Consider the following 5,314-nt stretch of genomic DNA (forward strand, 5'->3'; position numbering starts at 1 on the left):
TCGAAAATCAAATTCAAACCACGTCAGCGTCGCCTTACCGTACTCAAGTACAGCTTGCGGCTATCTTCCTAGTTTGCTCTTTGATTTTCATTGAGTATTAATAAACAAAAATCCCACTTGATTAGGTGGGTTTTCTTATGCACTATTTTCCAAAAATCTTTTTGAGGTCTGCGTCTGTAATCCCAATCATAGCTGGAATACTGGTCCAGTTTTCTTCGGTTAGGATGTAGGATTGTTCAGAGGCGCTTGATGTGGCTGTTTCAGAGACAGCTGGTTGCTTTTCTTCAACATTCTCCAGTAGATCACTGAAACGTTCAATCAGATAGGTTTTTCGGGCAGTTCCGATGTGCTGGGTAGCATAGTCGAAGGCCTGTAATTCGCCTAGTAAGATAAGCTTGCTTTTGGCGCGTGTAATGGCTGTATAGATGAGATTGCGCTCCAGCATACGCCTACTAGCACTAGTGATAGGCAGGATGACAACAGGGAACTCACTTCCCTGAGACTTATGAATACTCATGGCATAGGCTAGGCGAATCTTATACCATTCGTTACGGGGGTAAGAGACTTCATTACCGTCAAAATCAATGACAATCTCGTCTTGTTTAGACTCGGTGTATTTACCCGGAATCAGGTCTGTGATAGCTCCTAAATCTCCATTAAAGACATTGATTTCAGCATCGTTAACCAAATGAATGACCTTATCTCCCTTACGATAGTGACACTGGGGAGCTTCAAAACTGAGTTGATTTTTTTGTGGTGGATTGAGGAGGTTTTGCATGAGTTGATTGATGGCATCAATCCCTGCAGTCCCTCGGTACATGGGAGCCAGAACTTGGATATCACGGGCAGGAATGCCACTTCTGAGGGCAGCGCCTAAGATCTTTTCAATGGTGGCAGGAATATGGCCACTAGCGATTTCAAAGTAGGAACGGTCTGCTTTTTTCTGAGTGAAATCAGCTGGCAAGATGCCCTGTCGAATCTGACTTGCTAGGGTGACGATGGTTGATTCTTCGCTTTGCCGGTAAATTTTTTCCAAGCGAGTCTGAGGAATCAAGGGAATATGAAGCAGATCCGCTAGAACCTGTCCAGGACTGACAGACGGCAACTGGTCGCTGTCACCCACGATGAGTATCTTGCTGTTAGAAGAGATGTTGGAGAAGAGTTGGTTGGCTAGCCAAGTATCCACCATGGAGAACTCATCCACGATGATAAAGTCGGCATCCAGATAATCTTCCAGATGGCTGGTATCATCGTCACCTGTCATTCCTAAATGGCGGTGTATGGTTGCGCTAGGCAATCCTGTCAATTCATTCATGCGGCGAGCTGCTCGTCCAGTTGGAGCAGCAAGAAGAATAGGCAGATTGCTTTTTTTTCTGAGGTCAAGTCCTTCTAAAAGGGAATAGACAGCGATGATACCATTGATAACCGTTGTCTTACCAGTACCAGGTCCACCTGTCAGGATAAAGACCTTATTCTGGATAGCATCACAGATAGCTTGTTTTTGAATGTTATCATACTCAATCTCCAGATCTTCTTCGACAGTAGCGATATGTTTTTGAATGGTTTCTAGATCATGGCTCTTCTGCTTTCCTTTTTCAAGGATACGAACCAAGTGACTGCGGATGCCTTCCTCAGCGAAAAAGAGGCTGTTGTCAAAAATCTTGGTATCAACCTGCTGAACCTTGTCTTCTTCAATCAGGTAGGAGAGTTCTTGGGCCACTTGGTTGGGATCCAGTTCCACGGGGCGAGAAGATTCAAGAAGAGTAAGAGTTTGTTCCAGCAAGTCCCGTGCTTCAACATAGGTGTCCCCTGTTTCCATACAGGCCTGAAAAAGACTATGTACTAGACCTGCACGAAAGCGCTCAGGAGCCTGACTTTCGATGCCAAGTTCCTCTGCTAATTGGTCAGCAATGGTAAAGCCCAAACCCTTGATATCCTCAACCAACTGGTAGGGATAATTTTCAACCACATCAAGAGTTTCTTCCTTGTAAAAGTCTTGAATCTGAAAGGCTAGTTTGTTGGGAATGCCGTAGTTGGCTAGTTTGGCCAAAATCATCTCGGTTCCGTAGTTGAGGCGGAGAGTAGAGACGAAAGCCTCGCGATTTTTGGCAGAGAGTCCTGAGATGCCTTCTAGCTTTTCTGGGTGTTGCAAAATTTCGTCAATGGTATTGTCGCCATAGGTGTCCACGATTTTTTGAGCTGTCTTGAGACCAATCCCCTTGAAATGGCTACTTGAAAAGTACTTGACCAAGCCCTTGCTAGTTGGTTTTGCGCGTTCATAACGGCTAATTTGCAGTTGTTCCCCATACTTGGAGTGCTGGACAATTTGTCCCCAAAAAGTATAGTCTTCGCCCTCAATCACATCAGCCATGGTACCCGTGACAATAATTTCAAAATCATCAAAATCCTCTGCGTCCGTATCTTCGATTTCTAGGAGAAGGATGCGATAAAAATTGCTGGGATTTTCAAAAATAATCCGTTCAATAGTTCCTGAAAAATAAACTTCCATAAGATTCCTTTGCATAAATAGGTGAGAGTTAATACTCTTCGAAAATCTCTTCAAACCACGTCAGCTTTCATCTGCAACCTCAAAACAGTATTTTGAGCAGCCTGCGGCTAGCTTCCTAGTTTGCTCTTTGATTTTCATTGAGTATAACTTTGTTTCTATCCTAGTTAGACTGGGTAGTGAATAATCATCGTCTCACGATAGAAGAAGAGGCTGAGATTGGTGATTCTCGGCCTCTTAGGTCTCTTAAAATGTTCCGATACGGGTGATTGGCCAGAAGCGGAATTTAGCTTCCCCTGTGATATCTTTTGCTTTGAAGGTACCTACGTGGCGGCTGTCGCTCGAAACCAAGCGGTCATCTCCGAGGAGGAGGTATTCTCCTTCTGGGACAGTAAAGCTAAAGTTGGTATTGTAGTTGACATCAACTGTGAAGGCTTGGGCTTTTTGAGCGATACTTCTAAAGAAAGTGCCTTTATTTCCTTCAAACCCCTTGCCTGAATAGGTGCTTTGGAGTTTGTCATCCTTGAAGCGTTTGATGTAGTCAGCTAGGTAAGGTTCATCTGTCTCTTTGTCATTGATGTAAAGTTTATCATTTTCGTAACGGATGGTATCGCCAGGCATTCCGATGACACGTTTGACAATGTCCTTATTGCCATCTTCCTCATGGGCTACCACGATATCAAAACGGTCAATAGGGAGGTGCTTAACGACAAAGAGAATTTCGCCATCCGCTAGGGTAGGATCCATGGAGTGTCCTTCTACGCGGACATTACTCCAAAAAAAGATACGGCTTAAAGCTAGTAATGACAGAATCAGGAGGAATAATCCCCACTCTTTTAAGAAATGTTTAAATGAATTCATAACTTACCTTTCTAAGCGTTTTTTCGCTTTTTCAGTATTTTTAAAGTGCAGTTTGGCGCAGAAGTTAAGTCCCTGCATGCCATAGGCTTGCAAAATCTGGCTAGCTACCTTATCAGAAGCCGTTCCAGCTCCACTTGGAAGTTGATAACCCAGTTCTCGTCCCAGATTTTCAAGATTTTCTAGAAAGAGATCACGCGCAATGATGGAAGAAACTGCGACAGCCAAGTATTTGCCCTCAGCCTTTTCTTCTAAGCTGATAGGATTGCTGAAACGATTGGCCTCTTGTGCCAAGTACTTGTCATAATTTTTAGCACTGGTAAAGGCATCAATCACAATTTTCTCAGGCTGAACACCTTTTTGAAGGAGGAGATAGATAGCCTGATTATGGAGGGCAACTTTAACTGAAACAGCGTTGTAGCGGTCTCCGATGACCTCGTTGTACTTGCTGGGTGAGAGAAGCAACGCCTGGTGCTGGATTTTTTCTTTGAGAATAGGGGCAATCTGACGGATCTTTTGGTCGGTCAGAGTTTTAGAATCCCCCACACCGAGTTTTCGCAAGAAGTCATGCTGGTCAGGTGTGACAAAGGAAGCCACAACTGCAAGCCCACCAAAGTAGGAACCATTTCCCACCTCATCTGTCCCAATCAAAGGGAGATTTTGTCCGCTGGTTTGCTCTACAGCTTGATAGCCAAAGAAACGAGTGTATTTCTCAGCCCCTTCGCCCTGAAGCAAGACCTTTCCAGAAGTATAGATAGAAACCGTTGCTTGAGGTAGTCTCAAAAAGTAGCGGATATAGGGATTCTTACTGGGAGCCAGACTGGTTTGATAGTGTTCAAGAAAAGCCTGAATCTCCTTTTCACTTGGTGTGAGTGTTATACTTGCCATAGTTTCTATTGTACCACAAAAGCAGGCAAATTTGTAAAAACTGACAAAATTAGCGAATTTTGGTATAATATCGTGAGGTGAATTTTATGGCAAATCTAAATCGATTCAAATTTACATTCGGGAAAAAATCATTAACCTTGACAAGCGAGCATGATAATCTCTTTATGGAGGAAATCGCTAAGGTTGCGACAGAAAAATACCAAGCAATTAAAGAACAAATGCCTAGTGCAGATGATGAAACCATCGCTCTTTTGTTGGCAGTCAACTGTTTGTCAACTCAACTCAGCCGTGAGATTGAATTTGACGATAAGGAGCAAGAATTAGAAGAACTCCGTCACAAGCTTGTGACTTGTAAGCAAGAACAGAGCAAGATTGAGGATTCCTTATGATTTCACTCCTTCTTCTATTGGTCTTGGCTTGGGGATTTTATATCGGCTATCGGAGAGGCTTGCTCTTACAGGTTTATTACCTGATTTCAGCCCTGGCATCGGCTTTTATGGCTGGCCAGTTTTACAAGGGGCTTGGAGAGCAATTCCATTTACTACTCCCTTATGCAAATCCGCAGGAAGGTCAGGGGACTTTCTTCTTCCCATCGGATCAACTCTTTCAGTTGGATAAGGTCTTTTACGCAGGTATCGGCTACTTGCTTGTATTTGGGATTGTCTATAGCATCGGTCGTTTACTTGGTCTCTTGTTACACTTACTTCCTAGTAAAAAACTGGGTGGCAAGTTGTTCCAAGTTTCAGCAGGTATCTTGTCCATGTTGGTGACCTTATTTGTCTTGCAAATGGCCTTGACTATTTTAGCGACCATTCCCATGGCGGCTATACAAAATCCTCTTGAAAAGAGTATCGTCGCAAAACACATCATCCAGAGCATACCAGTAACAACCAGTTGGCTCAAACAAATCTGGGTGACAAATTTAATCGGATAAAAAGGGCAGGAATTTTCCTAGCCCTTTGTTTACAGATTTGATTGAATGTAAAAAGTTACTACACCTAATACTCAATGAAAATCAAAGAGCAAACTAGGAAGCTAGCCGCAGGCTGTACTTGAGTACGG

5 protein-coding genes are annotated in these 5,314 nt (G+C 43.5%); 2 read left to right on the forward strand and 3 right to left on the reverse strand.

Translation table 11 applies throughout. The features are described 5' to 3' along the window. Positions 1–142 precede the first annotated feature (142 nt). The 3 genes from ADH54_RS01830 to rnhC form a co-directional block, all read right to left on the reverse strand. Complete coding sequence (locus ADH54_RS01830) at positions 143–2,509, reverse strand: ATP-dependent RecD-like DNA helicase (protein ID WP_049523791.1); 2,367 nt, start codon at positions 2,507–2,509, stop codon at positions 143–145. A 243-nt stretch (positions 2,510–2,752) separates the two neighbouring features. Further along, positions 2,753–3,367 (reverse strand): signal peptidase I, encoded by a 615-nt coding sequence (gene lepB, locus ADH54_RS01835; protein ID WP_049523793.1) that lies wholly within the window; start codon positions 3,365–3,367, stop codon positions 2,753–2,755. Positions 3,368–3,370: 3 nt separating this feature from the next. Then, a complete protein-coding gene (rnhC, locus tag ADH54_RS01840) occupies positions 3,371–4,252 on the reverse strand; it encodes a ribonuclease HIII (protein WP_049523795.1) in 882 nt (293 codons plus the stop codon). A gap of 86 nt (positions 4,253–4,338) precedes the next feature. Here rnhC and zapA point away from each other — a divergent pair, with 86 nt between their 5' ends. Continuing rightward, a complete protein-coding gene (gene zapA / locus ADH54_RS01845; RefSeq protein ID WP_000002019.1) occupies positions 4,339–4,641 on the forward strand; it encodes a cell division protein ZapA in 303 nt (100 codons plus the stop codon). Continuing rightward, positions 4,638–5,186: a CvpA family protein gene (locus ADH54_RS01850; protein WP_049522496.1), complete on the forward strand. Its 549-nt coding sequence runs from the start codon at positions 4,638–4,640 to the stop codon at positions 5,184–5,186. The genes zapA and ADH54_RS01850 overlap by 4 nt, the downstream gene beginning before the upstream one ends. Positions 5,187–5,314: the final 128 nt, after the last annotated feature.

This window comes from Streptococcus pseudopneumoniae (assembly GCF_001072315.1).
In the GTDB taxonomy this organism is placed as follows: Bacteria; Bacillota; Bacilli; order Lactobacillales; family Streptococcaceae; genus Streptococcus; species Streptococcus pseudopneumoniae_R.